This window comes from Algiphilus aromaticivorans DG1253, from assembly GCF_000733765.1.
GTDB classification, from domain to species: Bacteria; Pseudomonadota; Gammaproteobacteria; order Nevskiales; family Nevskiaceae; genus Algiphilus; species Algiphilus aromaticivorans.
This window is the reverse complement of record NZ_JPOG01000001.1, coordinates 2,830,679-2,846,557: the sequence shown is the minus strand read 5'-3', so window position 1 is coordinate 2,846,557 and position 15,879 is coordinate 2,830,679. Positions and strand designations below refer to the sequence as shown.

17 protein-coding genes and 1 CRISPR repeat array (1 of these 18 running past the window's edge) are annotated in these 15,879 nt (G+C 67.2%); of the genes, 11 read left to right on the top strand and 6 right to left on the bottom strand.

Translation table 11 applies throughout. The features are described 5' to 3' along the window. Nucleotides 1-1,796: direct repeats of the CRISPR family, unit length 29 nt; unit sequence GTGTTCCCCGCAGGCGCGGGGATGAACCG (it extends 1,898 nt beyond the left edge of the window). Between the two features lie 70 nt (nt 1,797-1,866). Further along, nucleotides 1,867-2,163 carry a hypothetical protein gene (locus U743_RS13280; protein ID WP_156966445.1) on the bottom strand — a complete coding sequence of 99 codons (297 nt, stop codon included), beginning with the start codon at nt 2,161-2,163 and terminating at the stop codon, nt 1,867-1,869. A gap of 570 nt (nt 2,164-2,733) precedes the next feature. Between U743_RS13280 and U743_RS13275 the strand changes: the two genes are divergently transcribed. Next, entirely contained in the window at nt 2,734-3,660 is a 927-nt protein-coding gene (locus U743_RS13275) for an ROK family protein (protein ID WP_043772194.1), read from the top strand. A 4-nt stretch (nt 3,661-3,664) separates the two neighbouring features. Then, a complete protein-coding gene (locus tag U743_RS13270; RefSeq protein ID WP_043768919.1) occupies nt 3,665-4,174 on the top strand; it encodes an AAA family ATPase in 510 nt (169 codons plus the stop codon). Here U743_RS13270 and U743_RS13265 read toward each other — a convergent pair. The 4 genes from U743_RS13265 to U743_RS13250 form a co-directional block, all read right to left on the bottom strand. Then, a complete protein-coding gene (locus tag U743_RS13265) occupies nt 4,171-4,656 on the bottom strand; it encodes a hypothetical protein (RefSeq protein WP_043768917.1) in 486 nt (161 codons plus the stop codon). The genes U743_RS13270 and U743_RS13265 overlap by 4 nt on opposite strands. A gap of 1 nt (nt 4,657) precedes the next feature. Continuing rightward, the gene (locus U743_RS13260; protein ID WP_084191543.1) at nt 4,658-5,035 is read right to left on the bottom strand and encodes a DUF4870 family protein; all 378 of its coding nucleotides are present in this window, start codon (nt 5,033-5,035) and stop codon (nt 4,658-4,660) included. A 61-nt stretch (nt 5,036-5,096) separates the two neighbouring features. Beyond that, entirely contained in the window at nt 5,097-5,630 is a 534-nt protein-coding gene (gene ppa / locus U743_RS13255; protein ID WP_043768915.1) for an inorganic diphosphatase, read from the bottom strand. 53 nt (nt 5,631-5,683) lie between these two features. Beyond that, nucleotides 5,684-6,952: a 6-phosphofructokinase gene (locus U743_RS13250; RefSeq protein ID WP_043768913.1), complete on the bottom strand. Its 1,269-nt coding sequence runs from the start codon at nt 6,950-6,952 to the stop codon at nt 5,684-5,686. 189 nt (nt 6,953-7,141) lie between these two features. On the opposite strand from U743_RS13250, the gene U743_RS13245 reads away from it, so the two are divergent. Continuing rightward, entirely contained in the window at nt 7,142-7,699 is a 558-nt protein-coding gene (locus U743_RS13245) for an adenylate kinase (protein ID WP_043768911.1), read from the top strand. Between the two features lie 9 nt (nt 7,700-7,708). Here U743_RS13245 and rnd read toward each other — a convergent pair whose 3' ends face one another. Continuing rightward, nucleotides 7,709-8,824: a ribonuclease D gene (rnd, locus tag U743_RS13240; RefSeq protein WP_232226785.1), complete on the bottom strand. Its 1,116-nt coding sequence runs from the start codon at nt 8,822-8,824 to the stop codon at nt 7,709-7,711. Between the two features lie 24 nt (nt 8,825-8,848). Between rnd and U743_RS13235 the strand changes: the two genes are divergently transcribed. From U743_RS13235 to U743_RS13200, 8 genes are all read left to right on the top strand, one after another. Then, the gene (locus tag U743_RS13235) at nt 8,849-9,400 is read left to right on the top strand and encodes a hypothetical protein (RefSeq protein WP_043768910.1); all 552 of its coding nucleotides are present in this window, start codon (nt 8,849-8,851) and stop codon (nt 9,398-9,400) included. Between the two features lie 12 nt (nt 9,401-9,412). Then, complete coding sequence (gene mpl / locus U743_RS13230) at nt 9,413-10,753, top strand: UDP-N-acetylmuramate:L-alanyl-gamma-D-glutamyl-meso-diaminopimelate ligase (protein WP_043768908.1); 1,341 nt, start codon at nt 9,413-9,415, stop codon at nt 10,751-10,753. A gap of 148 nt (nt 10,754-10,901) precedes the next feature. Further along, complete coding sequence (locus tag U743_RS13225) at nt 10,902-12,617, top strand: MmgE/PrpD family protein (protein ID WP_156966444.1); 1,716 nt, start codon at nt 10,902-10,904, stop codon at nt 12,615-12,617. Nucleotides 12,618-12,673: 56 nt separating this feature from the next. Next, nucleotides 12,674-13,000, top strand: coding sequence for a hypothetical protein (locus tag U743_RS13220; protein WP_043768904.1), 327 nt, complete (start codon nt 12,674-12,676; stop codon nt 12,998-13,000). Between the two features lie 8 nt (nt 13,001-13,008). Continuing rightward, a complete protein-coding gene (rsmG, locus tag U743_RS13215) occupies nt 13,009-13,671 on the top strand; it encodes a 16S rRNA (guanine(527)-N(7))-methyltransferase RsmG (RefSeq protein WP_043768902.1) in 663 nt (220 codons plus the stop codon). After that, on the top strand, nt 13,668-14,450 hold the full coding sequence (locus tag U743_RS13210; RefSeq protein WP_043768900.1) for a ParA family protein: 783 nt from the start codon (nt 13,668-13,670) through the stop codon (nt 14,448-14,450). The genes rsmG and U743_RS13210 overlap by 4 nt, the downstream gene beginning before the upstream one ends. Nucleotides 14,451-14,472: 22 nt before the next feature. Next, nucleotides 14,473-15,345 (top strand): ParB/RepB/Spo0J family partition protein, encoded by an 873-nt coding sequence (locus U743_RS13205; protein ID WP_043768898.1) that lies wholly within the window; start codon nt 14,473-14,475, stop codon nt 15,343-15,345. A gap of 85 nt (nt 15,346-15,430) precedes the next feature. After that, nucleotides 15,431-15,871 (top strand): ATP synthase subunit I, encoded by a 441-nt coding sequence (locus tag U743_RS13200; RefSeq protein WP_156966442.1) that lies wholly within the window; start codon nt 15,431-15,433, stop codon nt 15,869-15,871. Nucleotides 15,872-15,879 lie beyond the last annotated feature (8 nt).

Genomic DNA, 15,879 nt, shown 5'->3' with positions numbered 1-15,879 from the left:
CCGCAGGCGCGGGGATGAACCGATCACTCACCACGTCACCGATGACCCTGACGCGTGTTCCCCGCAGGCGCGGGGATGAACCGACCGAATCAATCATGACGACGACCTCGGCCGGGTGTTCCCCGCAGGCGCGGGGATGAACCGGACGCGCTCGACGGCCGAACGCCTGACCAGGTGTGTTCCCCGCAGGCGCGGGGATGAACCGTAAGCGATGATGTGCGCGATCTCGCCGTAGACGTGTTCCCCGCAGGCGCGGGGATGAACCGGTCACCGACTTGGGATCGTCCAGCGAACAGCCGTGTTCCCCGCAGGCGCGGGGATGAACCGGGATCGGGGCTGCGGCTGACCTCGACCCAGCCGTGTTCCCCGCAGGCGCGGGGATGAACCGAAGCCCGGCGTACAAAGAAACCTCGTCGATCACGTGTTCCCCGCAGGCGCGGGGATGAACCGCCATCCGCCGCAAATCCGGCCACGCCAACGCCGTGTTCCCCGCAGGCGCGGGGATGAACCGGCCAGGATGGCTATTGGTCCCGCATCATCGAGGTGTTCCCCGCAGGCGCGGGGATGAACCGATTCCTCGCCGATTTGTGTCATCTCGGTCGTAGTGTTCCCCGCAGGCGCGGGGATGAACCGCACGCGATGCTCCTCGACCAGCTGGAAAAACTGTGTTCCCCGCAGGCGCGGGGATGAACCGCAGCTCGCCGATCGCTTCCGCGATCAGTACTGGTGTTCCCCGCAGGCGCGGGGATGAACCGGCGTGGGTGACGCCCCGGCCCCCGGAAATGATGTGTTCCCCGCAGGCGCGGGGATGAACCGCCAGGACCACCACGCCGAGCGCCGCGACTACAGTGTTCCCCGCAGGCGCGGGGATGAACCGAACTCGCACGCCTGGCCGCCGAGTATCGCCGCCTGGGTGTTCCCCGCAGGCGCGGGGATGAACCGCTGGCGCAAAACGGGCACGTTGCTAGTGTCGTGTGTTCCCCGCAGGCGCGGGGATGAACCGGGTAATAGCTTTTATCTTTTGCTGCGGCTTGAGTGTTCCCCGCAGGCGCGGGGATGAACCGTGCCCCGTCGTCTCCATTGGGTCCGGCGGCATGTGTTCCCCGCAGGCGCGGGGATGAACCGGCTATGCCGGACATCTGGCGGCGCCTGGGCGAGTGTTCCCCGCAGGCGCGGGGATGAACCGATCGCGCTGTGGCCCGCGACCGGCAGCCGCCAGTGTTCCCCGCAGGCGCGGGGATGAACCGCTCGAACTCTCCCTTGGCGGCCTGCGTCACGGGTGTTCCCCGCAGGCGCGGGGATGAACCGATCGCGCTGTGGCCCGCGACCGGCAGCCGCCAGTGTTCCCCGCAGGCGCGGGGATGAACCGCTCGAACTCTCCCTTGGCGGCCTGCGTCACGGGTGTTCCCCGCAGGCGCGGGGATGAACCGTCGGCGAGTATGAGGCTCTTGCCAGAGCCCGTGTGTTCCCCGCAGGCGCGGGGATGAACCGACCTTTCGCCGGCGAAAGGCCTTCGTGCGCTCGTGTTCCCCGCAGGCGCGGGGATGAACCGGTGCAGCTGGAAAACAGCCTCGGCGGTGCGGCGTGTTCCCCGCAGGCGCGGGGATGAACCGTCTCCACCGACGATGACGGCGTCGTCTATTCGGTGTTCCCCGCAGGCGCGGGGATGAACCGGAGGATCGTGCCGACGATGTGGCCGATGTTGAGTGTTCCCCGCAGGCGCGGGGATGAACCGGCCGGGTCGTAGTGGATGCGCTCGGCGTAGAGGTGTTCCCCGCAGGCGCGGGGATGAGCTGGTCGTGAGGCGCGCGGATACGAATGTTGGTGCGAGGCGACCGTTTCGTTTTCTCCGGCTTAGCGTTTGGGCTACTTGGGGTCCCGAGGGGAATGCCTGATTCGGCGCACAGCGCCCGCGATCGCGAGAACAGCTGCGAGGGTGAAAGCGAATGACGGCTCGCCGATTTCATCGAGAAAAATTGCCAGCACCCCCAGAAAAGCGGCGATAACCGCGCCCCCGATCAGGGTGTCGCCCGGCCGCGGCTGCGTTTTGGCATATTCATGCATCGCAATTTCGTCTATCGGGGTTCGTTCGCGTCCCGGCGCGATCGTTCGGCCATGATGCGCGGTCGTTTCTTGCGTGAGACGGTGATCGAGTGTGCTCATGATCAAGTGGGCCGTAAAGATGATTGCCGCCGCGAGTGCGCAGCAGACGTGCTTGGTCGTCGGATTTTATGGCTCTTCGGGCGGCAGGAACTCAAGCGCTGGTTGCCTTGTTTCAATATGCTTTGGGTCCCGCGTCCGCGGGCGCGAAGCTATGTACCGGTCGTTGGATCCGTTCTCCTGCAGGCGTATGCTGCGGGTTCGGTGTCCGAGACGTGCCGTAAATAGCCTCCGACGGCTGCCGCGGCTTCGGCCGCTCGCGAAAGCAGGGTGCGCTGGAGGTCCCTGCCCGGGCACTGACCTATTCATCCTTGAGCAGATCGCGCTCTTCCTCTCGCGCGATGTCGCTTGCGCTCCATGCAGGGCTTGGCGCTGCGTCGAAAGCTCTGCAACCAGGCTTCTTGTCGCTTGGTCGCGCCCTTGATGGTGGCTAGATGCCAGCGCCTTCCAGGGCTGAGTAACTCCCGCGCACGCTGGGTTGAACGGAGTCTTCGTCAGCTGTTCTGACGCTGACGCCAGTAGGATACGAATTACGTTCGCTCTTCCTAAGCCCCCTCTTTAATGGTCTCTGCAATGTCTTCCACCTACCGCATCGGCGTCGATCTCGGCGGCACGAAGATCGAGGTCGCATTGCTCGATGCGGAGGGCGAGTTCGTTGCGCGGCGGCGGGAGGCGACGCCGGTTGGTGACTATGGCGCGATCATCCGGCAGGTTCGGGAGATGGTGACGGCCGTGGAGCGTGAGCAGGGCTTGACGGGCGTGCCGGTGGGGGCCGGTACGCCGGGGGCGGTGTCGCGGGCAACGGGGCGGATGAAGAACTCGAATTCCGTCTGCCTGAATGACCAGATGCTGCGCGAAGACCTGATGGCGGCGCTGGGGCGCGAGGTGCGCATTGCCAACGACGCGGACTGCTTCGCGCTGTCGGAGGCTACGGACGGTGCAGCGGCTGGTGGGGGCACGGTCTTCGGCGTGATTCTCGGTACCGGTGTTGGCGGCGGCGTTGTTGTCGACGGTCGGCTGCTGGCCGGGCCCAACGCCATCGCTGGCGAGTGGGGGCATAACCCCTTGCCCTGGCCGCGACCGGAATGGAATGAGGTGCCGGGCCCGAAGGGCTGGGATGGTCGCTATGGCTCCATCGAGACCTGGTGCTGCGGCCCAGGTCTGCTCGCCGATCACGAGCGCAGTGGTGGCCAGGCAGAGAATGCTCAGGCGATCTGCGCGGCGGCCGAGGCCGGCGATCATCAGGCCATGGCGACGCTGGCGCGTTGGGAGGACCGGCTGGCGCGGGCGCTGGCCAGCATCGTTAATATTCTCGATCCAGAGGTGATCGTCGTCGGCGGCGGCCTGTCCGGCATTGATCGGATGTACCGGCACGTCCCGGCGCTGTGGACGGAGTGGGTGTTCTCGGACCGGGTGGATACCAAGCTGGTGCCGGCGCGCTTTGGCGACAGCTCCGGCGTGCGCGGCGCGGCGTGGCTGTGGCCACTGGAAGGGCAGTGACACGATGACGCCGCTCTTTGCTGTCGTTGCTTTGATGGGGCTGCCTGGCAGCGGCAAGTCGACTCTGGCCGCAGAATTGGCAGCGCGTACCGGCTTGGTGGTACTGGACCGCGACGCCATGCGCGCGGCGATGTTCCCGGCGCATGTGTCCGGCGTCGACGAGAAGCCGGCGGCTAACGCCGCGCTCTGGCAGGCGCTGCGCGCGATGCTTGCCGGTGGTCAGGGAGCCATCATCGATGGCATGACCTTCGCTTCCGTGGGGAATCGGCGCATCGCCGCGGGTATGGCGGCGGCCTACGGGGCACGCTGGCTAGGGGTGGAGCTGCGCGTGAGCCTGCGCACGGCGCAGCAGCGTGTACGCGCCCAGGCGCACAGCTCCAAGGAACGTACGCCGAAGCTCGTGCGGCAGGTTGCGGCGCGCTTCGCACCGGCCGAGGCGGGCACGCTGGTGGTGAGCGGGATGCTGCCCGTCGAGGATCAGCTGGCCGAAGTACTGGCTGCGCTCAAGGCCTAGGCGGGCTTGCGGTCGCTCCAGCGCAGGAAGCGGCGCAGCAGGCGGACCATGGTGTAGATGCCGACCGCCATGCTGATCAGCGCATGCGAAGTGAACCAGAAGAAGCCGGAAGCCATCTGTAAGGCGAAGGCGCCGGAGGGCTCGCGCAGCTGGTCGGCTAGCCACAGCTTCAGCCAGTGCGTGATAGTCGTCGGGTCGCGCGTGCCGAGCACTGCGGCCAGCTCGGAATCCGGGTCCATTGCGCTCAGCACCCAGCCCAGCGGCAGCGCGTAGAGCAGCACCAGGAGTAGCGCCAGCAGCAGATGGCTTCTCAGCAGAAAGGCTTCGTGGCTGTGCGCGATGTCGCCGCGATCGCCCAGGCTGCGCAGCGCGTGCCAGATCAGTAACAGCGGCAGCAGGGGCAGCACGAGCCAGCCCATGCCGAAGAAGACCAGCACTGCCAGGCTGCCAGCCAGCAGATAGCCGGCGGTTACGCCGTGCACGTCAGTCCGGCAGCGGAAGTTGTCGCCGCTCGGCGAAGGCGAGCAGGCCGCGCACGATGCGGTAGATCCACCAGATGGCGAGGATGGCGTAGCCGATCAAGCCGATGAAGATCAGTGTCAGCACGCCGCAGATCAACGACCAGAGCAGACCCCACCAGAAGGTGCGCAGCATCCAGCGGTGATGGCTACGGATGAAGGCGCTGTCGGTGTCGTTGACCTTGAGGTGATTGATGATGACGCCGACGATGGCGGTCAGGCCAGTGAAGACGGCGCAGGCGTGCAGGATGTAGGCGATGATGACGACGTTGCGCTCGCCCTCGTTGCCGTGGTCGCCGCCTTCGCTGCCCGGCGTCGGGCGGTCCTCGATGATCTCGTTCATGGCGGCGCTCCTGCTCGTGGGATGAAGGCGGCGGCAGCCATGCGCCGCCGCCCGGGTCGCATCAGCTCTTCTTGTAAGCCTCGATGGACTTGCTGATCTCGCCCTTGGCCGCGGCGGCATCGCGCCAGCCGGAGATCTTGACCCACTTGCCTTCCTCGAGGTCTTTGTAGCGCTCGAAGAAGTGGCGGATCTCGTTCTGCAGGCGCTCCGGCACGTCGGCGAGGTCCTTCATGTCCTTGTAGTAGCCGGTGGAGACCTTGTCGGTCGGCACGGCCAGGATCTTGGCGTCCATGCCGGATTCGTCCTCGGTATCGAGCACGGCCACCGCGCGGCATTTGATGGCGCTGCCCGGGATGATGTCATGCGGCGTCAGCACCAGTACGTCGACCGGGTCGCCGTCGTCGTAGAGCGTGCCGGGCACGTAGCCGTAGTTGGCCGGGTAGTGCATGGCGACGTTCATGAAGCGGTCGACGATCAGCAGGCCGGTGTCCTTGTCGACTTCGTACTTGACCGGGCCGGCGTTGGCGGCGATCTCGATGACGACTAGGAATTCATCGGGCGCCTTCTTGCCCGGGTCGAGGTCCTTGAAACTCATTGTGCTTGCTCCCTTGAGAGTGGAATGCCGTGCGCGTGCACGCGCGGGATGATTCAGGCCGCTTCGTAGCGCCGGCCGGTGCGGGGAGCGACCAGCTGTGGCTTGAAGCGGAAATAGTCGGGCAGGCCGTCACGATAGGCCGGATAGGCCTCTCCGGCGATCAGCGGCTGCAGATAGCGGCGGGCGGCCTCGGTGATGTGAAAGCCGTCCTCGCTGATGAACTCACGCGGCATCATGCGCTCGTTGTTGGCGACTGCTTCCAGCGACGCTTCGCCGATGCTCCAGCGGTAGGGGCTGTCGGATTCGCGGTCGATGGTCACCATGATGCCGCTGCGTCCGGCCACGGCTTTCTCTACGGCCGCGCGGCCGACTGCGTAGCTCTGTTCGAGGTCGGTGGCCGAGGCGATGTGGCGCGCCGCGCGCATCAGGTAGTCGGCTACGGCATGGTGATGCTTGTAGCCGAGCTCGGCTTTGATCATGTCGGCCAGTCGCGGCGCGACGCCGCCCAGCTGCTTGTGGCCGAAGGCGTCGGTGCCGCCGGCTTCGGCGAAGAGGCTGCCGTCCGGGTTGGTGATGCCCTCGGAGGCGACGATGGTGCACCAGCCGACGCGTTCGACGGTTTCGCGCACCTTGGCGAGAAAGCGCTCGGGATCGAAGGCGACCTCCGGAAAGAGCAGGATCTGCGGGCCGTCGTCGGCTTCGCGCGCGGCCAGGCCGCCGGCCGCGGCGGTCCAGCCGGCGTGGCGGCCCATCACCTCCAGGATGAAGACCTTGGTGGAGCTGCGCGCCATGGAGGCGATGTCCAGGCTGGCTTCGGCGATGGACACGGCGGTGTACTTGGCCACCGAGCCGAAGCCGGGGCAGCAGTCGGTCTCGGGCAGGTCGTTGTCCATGGTCTTGGGCACGTGAACCGCACGGATGGGGTAGCCCATGCGCTCACCGAGCTGGCTGATCTTGTCGCAGGTGTCGGCCGAGTCGCCGCCGCCGTTGTAGAAGAAGTAGCCGATATCGAAGGCCTTGAAGACCTCAATCAGGCGCTCGTACTCGGCGAGATTGCGGTCGAAGCCCTTGAGCTTGTGGCGGCAGGAGCCGAAGGCGCCGGCCGGCGTGCGCTTGAGCGCTTGCAGGTCATCGGCGCTCAGCGTGCTGGTATCGATCAGTTCCTCGTGCAGCGCACCGAGGATGCCGTTGGCGCCGGCGTAGACCGTGCCGATGGCCTCGGGATGCTCGCGGGCGGCCTCGATGACCCCGGCGGCGGAAGCGTTGATGACGGCGGTGACGCCGCCGGACTGCGCGTAGAAAGCGTTGCGTTGCTCGGCCATGCGGTAGACGTTCCGGGCGTGTCGGGTCGCGGCGATGGGGCGCTATGGTACAAAAAAGCGCTGCCTTACGACGCACTGCAACATTGACCTCGCCGCTAGCCGGCATTAACGTTGCGCCGCTCTACGGTCGCCCGCGTGGCGCTCGCCCCCGGGCCCCGGCCCACACGATCCCTCGAGTAACGCTTCACTATGAGCAAACGACTTGTTCTGCTGGGTGCGCCCGGCTCCGGGAAGGGTACCCAGGGTGCGCTGCTGATGGAGCGCCTCGGCATTCCCCAGGTTTCTACCGGCGATTTGCTGCGCGCGGCCGTGGCCGCCGGCAGCGAGCTCGGCCTTAAGGCCAAGGCGGCGATGGATGCCGGCGAGCTGGTGGCTGACGAGGTCGTCATCGGCATGATCCGCGAGCGGCTCAATGAGCCGGACGCCGCCAACGGCTACATTCTTGACGGCTTTCCGCGCAGCCGGCCCCAGGCCGAGGCGCTGGACGAGCTGTTGATCGCGTTGGGCAAGCCGCTGGATCGCGTTGTGCACCTGGAGGCCGACGAGGAAGAGATCGTCAAGCGTCTGCTGGAGCGCGGTCGTGCCGACGATACCGAGGAGACCATCCGCAATCGCATGAAGGTCTTCCGCGACCAGACGCATCCGCTGCTCAAGTATTACGAGGAGCGCGACCTGCTCGTCACCGTCAAGGGTGTCGGTGACATCGAGGACATCTACGGCCGCATCGAGCAGGCTGTTAACGCCTGAGGGCCTGCCTCAGGCGCTGTCGAGGGTGGCGAGCAGGGCCTCGCCCACCTGCTGACGGCGCCAGCCCTGCAGCGCCGGAATGGCGCTGCCCGCGCCCTCGCGCGCCAGCCGCTCCAGCCCGGCGCGCGCCGCCAGCAGGCTGGGCGGCACCCCCAGCGTCTCCGCGCGGCTGCGCACGGTCTGTCCGAGTTTCTTGACCAGCGCCTTGTGCGCGGCATCCGGGCGCAGATCTTCCACTAGTGGTTCGAGTTCTCTCGGCGCCTGTGCGATGCGCTCCAGCCAGGTCTTTCCCCAGTGATCCAGACTGCGCGGGGCGATGCCTTCGAGCGCACGCAGCTGCGCCTCGTCGGTGGGCATGGCGGCGGCAATGGCGAGCAGCGTCTCGTCGTCGAGCACCCAGCGGCGCGGGCGGTCGCTGGCCAGGGCGCGCTCCTCGCGCCAGTGCGCCAGCGCCGCCGCGGCGTGCTGAGAGTCCGGCGCCAGCCGGCCCAGTCCCTTCAGACGCTGCCAGGCGCCATCGGGGTTGGGCCGGTAACGGGCCGGTTCGCAGATCGATTCACAGTCTTCGCGCAGCCATTCGCTGCGTCCGGCGGCTTCCAGTGCGTCGCGCAACTCGGGGTACAGCCTGCCCAGTTGCCGCACGTCGTCGGCGGCGTAATCGAGTTGGGCCGGCTTCAGCGGTCGCGCCGACCAGTCCGTGCGCGACTGCGACTTGTCGAGCGTCACGCCCAGCCGCTGCTCGACCAGCGCGGCGTAGCTGATCTGATCGCCCAGGCCGAGCATGGCTGCGGCAACCTGTGTGTCGAACAGCGGCCGCGGGCAGTCGCCGGTGTGCTGGACGAAGATCTCCATGTCCTGCGAGGCCGAATGCATCACCTTGATACGCGCCGGCTCGGCCAGGAACGCCCACAGTGGCGCCATGTTCACCGTCAGTGCATCGACGCAGGCGACCTCCTCGGCGTTGCCGATCTGCACCAGGCAGAGCTGGGCGAAATAGGTGCGCTCGCGCACGAACTCGGTATCGACGGTCACCCAGTCCGAGCTCGACAGGCGCTGAAGCAGGGCGGTAAGGGCGGCGTCGTCGGCGATTAGCTGCGGCTGCATGGTGAGTAGAATACCGGGCATTCACTGCCGAGGCCCGGCCATTTCATGCTGCTCAACGTGCTGTCTACCGCCTGGCGCATCTGTATCTTCCGTGCCGGCCCCCAGGATCTCCCCGCCGCAACGCAGGCGGTGGCCCATGCGGTGATGCTGGCCGTGGTGGTTCAAGCCGTGCAGTTCCAGCTGACGCTGCCGCTGCTGGCGGCCATCGCGCAATCGGTGGTGGCGGTGGTGGTGGTCTGGGCCTTCACCACCGGCGTGCTGAACATGCGCGGCACGCCCGAGCGCGCGCCGCAGACAGCCAGCGCACTGCTGATGACCAACGCCATCTTCTCGCTGCTGCTGGTGCCCCTGCTGCTGCCGATGATTCCCGCCATGGAGGCCATCGCCAAGGATCCGGAAGCCCAGGTGGACGTGCCGGGGCTGGCGCTGGCCGGGACGGTGGCCCTGTCCGCCTGGAGCATTGCCGTCTCGGTCTGGATCTTCCGCAATGCGATGGAGGCCCGTAACGCGCTCGCCATCGCCTGCGCGCTGGGTCTGGCGCTGACGGTCTACATCGTCGCCGGCGGCGTCGGCATGCTGCTGGCCCCGCAGGGCTAGGCCACGGCCCCAGTGCACGTCCATATCCTCGGCATCTGCGGCACCTTCATGGCCGGCATCGCCGCGCTGGCGCGCGAGGCCGGTCACCGCGTTACCGGCTCAGATGCCAACGCTTGGCCGCCGATGTCGACGCAGCTGGAGGCGCTGGGTATCGAAGTCATGCCCGGCTACGAGGTGGCGCATCTGCGCGATCCGGAGCCCGACGCCATCATCGTCGGCAATGTCATGACGCGCGGCCACGACGTCGTCGAATGGCTGCTCTCCGAGGACAAGCCGCTGGTTTCCGGTCCGCAGTGGCTCGCCGAGCACGTGCTGCGCGGCCGCCACGTGCTGGCCGTGGCCGGCACCCACGGCAAGACCACGACCAGCGCCATGCTCGCCCACATCCTTCGCGCCTGCGGCCGCGACCCGGGCTGGCTGGTGGGCGGGTTGGCGGCGGATCTCGGCGTCTCGGCGGCGTTGGGCAGCGGCACGGAGTTCGTTATCGAGGCCGACGAGTACGACACGGCTTTCTTCGACAAGCGCTCCAAGTTCCTGCACTACCGGCCGCGCACGCTGGTGTTGAACAACCTCGAATACGACCATGCCGACATCTTCGACGATCTGCGTGCCATCGAGCGCCAGTTCTCGCACCTGCTGCGCACGGTGCCGGCCAATGGGCAGCTCATCGTCAACGGCGACGACGCCAGCTTGGCGCGCGTGCTGGAGGCCGGTTGCTGGACGCCCAGTATCGCCTTCGGCGCCGAGCAGCCCTGGCGCATCGACGACGACGGCCGGCTCTGGCAAGCGCAGCGCTGCATCGGCGAGCTAGCGCTGACTCAACCCGGCGAGCACAACCGCAGCAATGCCGTGGCGGCGGTAGCAGCGGCGGCCGATGTCGGCGTCGATCCGGAAGATGCGCTGGCCGCGCTGGCTGCTTTCCGCGGGGTGCGTCGGCGTATGGAGCTGCGCGGCCGCGCTCGCGGGGTGGCGGTCTACGACGACTTTGCGCATCACCCGACGGCGGTGGCCGCCACGCTGGCCGCCGCCAAAGGCCTGGACGCCGGGCGCATCATCGCGGTGCTGGAGCCGCGCTCGAATACCATGCGCATGGGCGCGCACGCCGCCGCGCTGGCGGATTCGCTGGCCGATGCCGACCATAGCTACGTCTATCTGCGGCCCGACATCGACTGGGATGCCGATGCCGCGCTGGCCTCGCTGGGGGAACGCGTCACCGTGCTGCGCGATCTCGACGCGATGGTTGCGCGTGTCAGCGCAGGCGCCGCCGATGGCGATGTGCTGCTGGTGATGAGCAACGGCGATTTCGGCGGCGTGCACGAGCGGCTGCTCGCGGCGCTGGGGGCCGCCGCCTAGGCCAATCGGGCGAAGGGCGACGCGTGCCTTTGCGGATTCTGCGCGCGGATTTCACCCCCGGTCACAACCAGTAACAGGCGGCAGCCCATGAGCAGCGACGATATCCGAGGCGCCGCCCGGGCCGATCCGAGGGCCGTTATCTAGCAGCTTGCCGAGCTGTGGTTCCGCGAGCCTATCGATTCCTGGAAAAGGGTCCAGGATAGAAGGGCCGGGAACCGGGAGACACGCCACACCGTATAAAATCGCGTTCCGACGCAGGCGCTGTCTCCTTCTGGGGTCGGCCGGATTTTTGAAAGGAAGGAGCTACGACATGACCGCGACGATCCACTCCGTTCAGGCAGAGAAAACCAGCGGCGCCCTGGCCCGCGAGGAGCAACTGGCATGGAAGCTGGCTGAGCTTGCGACCCGGGCGAAGGATGCCCCGCAGGACGCCGACGCGGTGGCGATGGCCAAGAACCGGATCATCGACAACGCCGCGATCGCCCTGGGTGCCGCGAATGAAATGGCGGTCAAGGTCGCGCGCGCCGACGCGCAGGCTTCCAAGGGCACCGGCAAGGCCACCATCTGGGGGCTGAAGGATCGCTTTGCGCCCGTGCCGGCTGCCTTTGCCAATGCAGTGGCCGTGCGCTTCCTGGACAACGACGACTGCTACCTGGCGGCGGAGTATTCGCACCCGGACGACAACATTTCCCCGATCATCGCGGTCGGCCAGCATCTGGCCGTGAACGGCGCCGACATCCTGCGCGGCATCGTGGTGGCCTACGAGGTGCACGTGGCGCTGGTCGGCACCGGCGACGGCACCGGCATCTGCCTGCACAAGCACAAGGTCGATCACATGACCCACATTGCCGCAGGCACGGCTGCGGGCATCGCTTCCATGTTGGAGCTGAGCACCGAGCAGGCCTATCACGCCATCAACTTCGCCGTGCACAACGCCATTTCCTCGCGCCAGTCCCGCAAGGGCGACATCGGTGCGCAGAAGGAATTCGTGCCCGGCTTCTCGGCGGAGATCGCCATCAAGGCCGTGAACCACGCCATGCATGGGCTCAAGGGGCCCAATCCGGTGTACGAAGGCGTCGACAGCATCATTCGTCGCTTCCTGAACGGCCGCGACGACGAGAACGCCGTCTACAAGATCGCGCTGGTGGAGGCGGGCGTCGATCCGCTGCGCAACATCCTGAAGACCTATCCCAAGCAGCACGCCTTCGAATACCAGGGTCAGGCGATCATCGACCTCGCGCTGCAGCTGCGGGATCAACTGCCGAAGAAGGGCGACGGCGTGGATCTCGACCGGATCGAGAAGATCGTGCTGGAGACCAGCCACCACACCCATCACGTGATCGGCACCGACGCGCAGGACCCGCAGAAGATCGACCCGGATTCGCCGCGCGGCACGCTGGATCACAGCATCATGTTCGCCATCGCGCGCTGCATTCAGACCGGCGAATTCCACAAGGACCGCGCCTACCAGATGACCCAGGCGGAAAAGGACGAGCTACGCGCGCTGATGGCCCGCATCGAAACGCAGTTCGACCAGCGCTGGGAAGACCTCTACCACGACCAGGACCCGAACGTGCAGGCCTACGGCGGCCGCATGATCGTGACGCTCGCCGATGGCTCCGAGGTGGCGGACGAGAAGACCCGCGCCAATGCCCACCCCGGTGGCGACACCCCGTGGCAGCGCCCCGACTACGAAGCCAAGCTCGCGGACTACACCAAGGATCTGGTCAGTGACGCCGAACGCACCCGCTTCATCGAGGCGGTCAATGGCATGGACGCGCTCTCGGGCGATGCGCTGGCCACGATCAACCTGCTCGTGGATGCCGGCCGCCTGGAGGCACCGGAGAGACGGGGAATCTACTAGCGGTCTAACGGCCGCTATCCGCCGCGCTCCGCCCGCCCCACTGTTCCGGGTGCAACATGGCGGTACACTTGTATGTGTGCACAGTTTTCCGCGCCATGATTCGCGCCGCATCGCAGCAGGGCCGCCAGGCACGTGTCGGCCGCGATACGAGCCAGATGGGGCAGCTGGTGTACCCATCTCATGTCAATGCGCGGCGCTGCCAGCGGCACTGGCGCGAGCAAAAGAGCATGTTCGAGGCGACGATCATGGCGCATGAGGTCCGGGGCGAGTTCGCACTGAAGGCTACACAGCAACAGCGTGAGCAGATCGTCCACCGTTGCGGCGACCACAAGCGGCTAGAGGCGACCTCGGTGCCCGATTCTCCCGACTTCTTCGTGGTCTAGCGCAAGCCGTGCCCAAGCAGACAAGGGGTATTGCTGACGCGCTGGCGCGCGGGCTCGGCAAGTTCGGGCTCGATCAGGCCCTGGCCGCTCCGCTGGCAGACTACATCGCGCTGCTGGCGCGCTGGAATCGCGCCTACAACCTGACCTCCGTGCGTGACCCCGAGCAGATGGTCACGCGCCATGTGCTCGACTGCCTGGCGGTACTGCCGGTTCTGGACGCGCTGGCGCTGCCCAAGGATCTGCGCCTGCTCGACGTCGGCGCCGGCGCCGGCCTGCCCGGCCTGCTGCTGGCGATGGCGCGGCCGGACTGGTCGGTGACGGTGCTCGATTCCAACGGCAAGAAGGCGCGCTTCATGCGCTTCGCTGCGCGCGATCTGGGGCTCGCCAATGTCGCCACCGTGCAGGAGCGCGCCGAGCGCTACCGTCCCGAGCGCCCCTTCACGGCCATCATCTCGCGCGCCTACAGTCAGCTGGCTGACTTTTTCGCTTCCACGCATGCGGCACTGGCTGCTGATGGCTACTGGCTGGCTATGAAGGGTAAGCTGGCCGATCCGGAAGTCGCCCAAGCCCGTAAACAGGGGGTGCGCATCATGCAGATCACAGCGCTGCAGGTTCCCGGCCTCGACGAGGCGCGCCACCTCGTGGTGGCGCGGCCCGCGGGGGCGGTATGACCCGCACGATCGCCGTCGCCAACCAGAAGGGCGGGGTGGGCAAGACCACCACCGCGGTCAATCTCGCGGCTTCGTTGGCCTCGGCCGGGCGGCGCGTGCTGCTGGTCGATCTCGACGCTCAGGGCAACGCCACCATGGGGGTCGGTGTCGACAAGGACGATTGCGAGCCCACCGTGCGTGATGTGCTGCTGGAGGAATGCGACGCCCGGCGCGCGACCATCCGCATCGACAAGCTGGCGCTGGATCTGCTGCCGGCCAACAGCGACCTCACCGAGGCCGAGGTGCGGCTGCGCGACCAGGCGGTGGGTGACTTCGCGCTGAAGTCGGCGCTGGCCGATATCCGCGACGACTATGAGTACATCTTCCTCGACTGCCCGCCGGCGCTGTCCAAGCTGACGGTCAACGCGCTGGTGGCCGCCGACGGCGTGCTGGTGCCCATGCAGTGCGAGTACTACGCGTTGGAAGGGCTGACGGCGCTGATGGATACCATCGAGCGTATCCGCAAGGTCATCAACCAGGATCTGGCCATCGACGGTCTGCTGCGCACGATGTTCGATCCGCGCAACAACCTTGCCAACGATGTCTCGGCGCAGCTCACCCAGCACTTCGGTGACCGCGTCTACCGCACCATCGTGCCGCGCAACGTGCGGCTGGCCGAGGCGCCCAGCCACGGCGTGCCGGCGCTCGTCTACGATGCCCAATCCACTGGCGCGCGCGCCTATCTGGCGCTGGCCGGCGAGATGTTGCGTCGTCATGGCTACAGCCGCAGCGCGGCCTGAGCTGCATAGACCAACAGGAAGTATGAGCACTAAGAAGAGAGGCCTCGGCCGCGGGCTGGATGCGCTGCTCGGTAGCACGCCCGAAGGTCACCAGGATGTCGAGCAGCTGTCCGAGGACGCGCGTGCCGCGCTGAAGAGCGTGCGCCTGGACGCGCTGCGCCCCGGGCGTCACCAGCCGCGTCAACACTTCGATGAAGACGCGCTGGCGCAGCTCGCCGAGTCGATCCGCACCCAGGGCATCATCCAGCCGCTGCTGGTGCGGCCGCAGGGGCAGGGCCGCTTCGAGATCATCGCCGGCGAGCGTCGCTGGCGCGCGGCCAAGGCCGCGGGTCTGCCGGAAGTGCCGGTCATCGTGCGCGAGATTGACGAGCAGGGCGCCATGGCTGTGGCGCTGGTCGAGAACATTCAGCGCGCGGATCTCAACCCGCTGGAGGAGGGCGACGCCATCCGGCGTCTGATCCAGGAATGCGAGCTGACCCACGCCCAGGCCGCCGAGGCCGTGGGACGCTCGCGCGCTGCGATCAGTAATCTGCTGCGGCTATTCGATCTGCCGGCCGAAGTACAGCAGATGCTGCGCGACGGCGAACTCAGTTTCGGGCACGCCCGCGCGCTGCTGGGTGCGGCTGAGGAGCGGCGCATGCCGCTGGCCGAGCAGGTCATCCGCCGCGGCCTGTCGGTGCGCCAGACCGAGGCGCTGGTCGCCAGCGGTGACAAGCCGGCGCGCAGCCCGGCGCCGGCGCCGGATCCGGCTATTGACGGACTGGCCGACAGCCTGGCCGAGCAGGTTGGGCTGCCGGTGTCGATCAGGGCCTCCGACAAGGGGCGTGGCCGGGTTACAATCAATTTTCGTGATCGCGCCGAGCTGGAAGCATTGCTGGAGCGGTTGTCACGCTGAGTTGGCGCGGTTTTGCTGCGCTGCGGCACAAATTCGTTGACCCGCGCCTATCCGTCCGGGTAGACTGCGCGCCGCGATTTTCGCGGTGGAAGCCGAGTGCTTCCGTCTCGCGCCGGAAGAGATGATCGACGCCATGCAGAGTTGGGGGCAGTTGTCGATTCCGGTGCGGCTGGTGGCCGCACAGGCCGTAGTGGGAAGCCTCCTCGCCCTGATATGGGGTATCGGCGGGGGCGCCCACAGCGGCTTGGCTGCGCTGACCGGGGCGGCGATCGCAGTGGCGGGCAATGGCTTCTTCGCGGCGCGGATGTTTCTGCGGCCGCGGGATGACGCTGCAGGGATGCTGCGCGGCTTTCTGGCTGCCGAAGCCCTGAAGATTGCACTGGTGCTGGCGCTGCTGGTTATCGCCATGCGCTGGTTCGCGACGGCCTACCTGCCGGTGATCGCGAGCTTTGCCGCAACGTCGTTGGTATTTTTGTGGGCGCTCCGCTGGGGTGACCCGGAACATCCGAAAGATCAGGGAGCTTGACGCAAGCG